Genomic DNA, 2,651 nt, shown 5'->3' on the forward strand with positions numbered 1-2,651 from the left:
CGGCGGTGAGCGCCTGATCGACGGCGGCGTTGACTCGGTCGGCGAAGCTGGGGCGATGATTGTAATCGAGGGTCAAAACGGCACCTCCGGCGTCTGCGCCCGGGCGATGTCGGACATGGCCTCGCGGAAGCCCTCGACGGCCTCCTCGATCAGTGCGCGCACCTGCGCCTCGGTCAGATGGCCGAGCGGGGTGGCCCAGCCGATCTCGTCCATCAGCAGCGCCACGCGCTTCATGGTGGCGGTGATCGCGGCGCGCTCTTCCTCGGTCAGGTCAACCATGGCGAAACGCTCCCGCGCCAAACGCGTCCAGAAGGACTGGCAGGGCATTGAGCAGAACCAGACCGAGGGCCGGGGCTGCTTCGACCGGTGCGGATCGAACCAGCCAAAACCACGGGTGGGTTGCCGGCAGACAGCACAGAGCGTTCCACGCGGATGCCAGAGCCGCCGCCGGTCCGCGGCCGTGATGGGGGTGGATGTGGACATGGGTCATGCCGCCCTCCGTTCGGGCCGGGCGGCCGTGTCGATCAGCTGGCGGATGGCGCGCTTGTTGAAGCCGAAGGTCATCAGCGCCGAGGCGCGATAGCGCGTCAGGCCGAAGTCATGGCGGCACTCGGCCGGCAGGTATTGCAGCTGCTTCTCGGTCGGCGGCTGGCGCAGCCAGGAGCGCGTCTTGAAGGCGCTCTCGTCGGTCTCATGGGTGTTCAGCCAGTCGTCGGCCTGCGCGAGGCAGACGGTGCGCTCCCCGACACCCAACAGGTGGGGGCGTTCGCCCTTCGCGCCGCCGATGGCGTACCAGACTCCGTCCAGCCAGAAGATGCCGCCCCAGGCCGCGAAGCCCGTGGCCATCAGCGCGTCGTCCGTGCCGTAGAGGTCGACCCACGCGAAGCTGGACCGCTTCAGCAGGTCGATCTCGGTCATCATGAAGCCCGAGAGCGGCGCGGCACCGCCGCCTTCACCGGCCTCTTCGTCCTCCCGCGGAAGAACCTCGCCGCAGAGCGGGCATTCGGTGGCGGCCAGCGGGATCTCCGCCTCGCAGGCCGGACAGGTCTTGGTGGGTGCCTCGCCGGTCTCCGTCTTGCCGTCGAGATCGACATCCTGCTCCAATGTGCCGTGGATGAGGCTCGAGGTGCCGAAGTCGAGGACAATGCAGTCGGTCTTGACTATGCCGGGGTGTTCCTCGGGGTCGACGGTGCGCAGGCCCCGCCCGACCATCTGGATCATGGTGGACTTGTAGGAGCTGGGCCGCAGCAGCACGACGCAGGAGGTGGGCGGGTGATCCCAGCCCTCGGTCAGCACCGCGACGTTGACGACGACGCGGATGCTGCCCGCCGCGTAGTCGGCGAGGATCGCCTTGCGGGTCTCGGCCGCCAGATCGCCGTGGATCAGCGCTGCGGAAACGCCCGCTGCCCTGAACGCTTCGGTGACATGTTCGGCATGGGCGACGGTGGAGCAGAACACCACGGTCTGCCGGTCGCCCGCCTTTTCCTTCCAGTGCCGGATCACCTCGTCGGTGACGGGCGCGCGGTCCATGATGCCCGCCACCTCCGCCATGTCGAAATCCGACATGGTCTTGCGGACCGAGCGCAGCTCGTCCTGCACGCCCACGTCGATGACGAAGGTGCGCGGCGGCACCAGATGGCCCGAGGCGATCAGTTCGCCCAGCCGCACCTGATCGGCGACATTGTCGAAGACCTCGCGCAGGCCCTTCCTGTCGCCCCGGTTCGGGGTGGCCGTTACCCCGAAGATGCGGGCGTCGGGATTGGCCTCGCGCACGCGGTCGATGATGCGACGGTAGCTGTCGGCGACGGCGTGATGCGCCTCGTCGACGACCAGCAGGTCGAGACGCGGCATGTCGGCGAGGTTCGAGGCGCGCGCCAGCGTCGGCACCATGGCGAAGGCGACCTGGCCGCTCCAGGACTTCTCCGTGGCGTCGATGACCGAGGTGGCGACGCCCGGCACCACGCGCTGGAACTTGGCGCGGTTCTGCGCCGTCAGCTCGTCGCGATGCGCCAGCACGCAGGCCTTCGCGCCGTCGCCGATCATCTCGCCGGTGACCGCCGAGAGCATGATGGTCTTGCCCGCACCGGTGGGCGCCACGCCCAGCGTGTTGCCGCGGGAGGCGAGCGCAGCCACGCTGCGCTCGACGAAGGTCTTCTGGCGGGGGCGCAGGCGCATGGCCGGTCTCCCCCTTACTGCGCCCAGCTCGGCCGACCGGCGGCGCCAGGGGCGGACGCGGGCTGGCTGGGCTGGGTGGTCGTGGTGGGCTGCTGCGGGGCGTGGCCCTGCGCCGGGGCAGCAGAGGACTGCGGCGCGACCGTGCCCATCAGCGCGGCGTAGTCGCGATGGTCGGGCGTGACGGCATTGCGGATCTCGTTCTTGTCCTCGCCGTTGGTGTCGGTGCCGATGTCGATGCGGGCGACGAACTCGACGCCGTCGAGATCGCCGAAGCCGTTGATGCGGCGGCGCGCCTGCGCTTCCGGCGAGTTGTCCTTGTCCGACACGCCGCGGGCGGAGTTGAGGATGCCGCGGATCAGGCCGCGCCCCATGTTGGCCCAGTCCGGGCCCTTCGGGCTGTAGAGGCCGATCAGCGACCAGACCTTGCGGCGGGCATAGGGCCCTTCGAGCACCGTGAACTCGCCGTTGAGGTAGAC

At 69.5% G+C, this 2,651-nt stretch carries 3 protein-coding genes; all 3 read right to left on the reverse strand.

All coding sequences use genetic code 11. The annotated features are described in order from the left end of the window. Positions 1-72: 72 nt before the first annotated feature. Positions 73-279 (reverse strand): DUF6511 domain-containing protein, encoded by a 207-nt coding sequence (locus V7050_RS20205; RefSeq protein ID WP_324375484.1) that lies wholly within the window; start codon positions 277-279, stop codon positions 73-75. A gap of 207 nt (positions 280-486) precedes the next feature. Continuing rightward, positions 487-2,175 carry a DEAD/DEAH box helicase gene (locus V7050_RS20210; RefSeq protein WP_324375481.1) on the reverse strand — a complete coding sequence of 563 codons (1,689 nt, stop codon included), beginning with the start codon at positions 2,173-2,175 and terminating at the stop codon, positions 487-489. Positions 2,176-2,189: 14 nt separating this feature from the next. Beyond that, the coding region (locus V7050_RS20215; protein ID WP_324411172.1) for a hypothetical protein at positions 2,190-2,651 on the reverse strand (462 nt) is incomplete at its 5' end.

It is taken from the genome of Amaricoccus sp. (genome assembly GCF_036846665.1).
In the GTDB taxonomy this organism is placed as follows: Bacteria; Pseudomonadota; Alphaproteobacteria; order Rhodobacterales; family Rhodobacteraceae; genus Amaricoccus.

What these genes read in the sequence shown, in the direction of transcription:
- V7050_RS20205 (WP_324375484.1), bottom strand. Translation starts at nt 279, where the DNA reads ATGGTTGACCTGACCGAGGAAGAGCGCGCCGCGATCACCGCCACCATG.
- V7050_RS20210 (WP_324375481.1), bottom strand. Translation starts at nt 2,175, where the DNA reads ATGCGCCTGCGCCCCCGCCAGAAGACCTTCGTCGAGCGCAGCGTGGCT.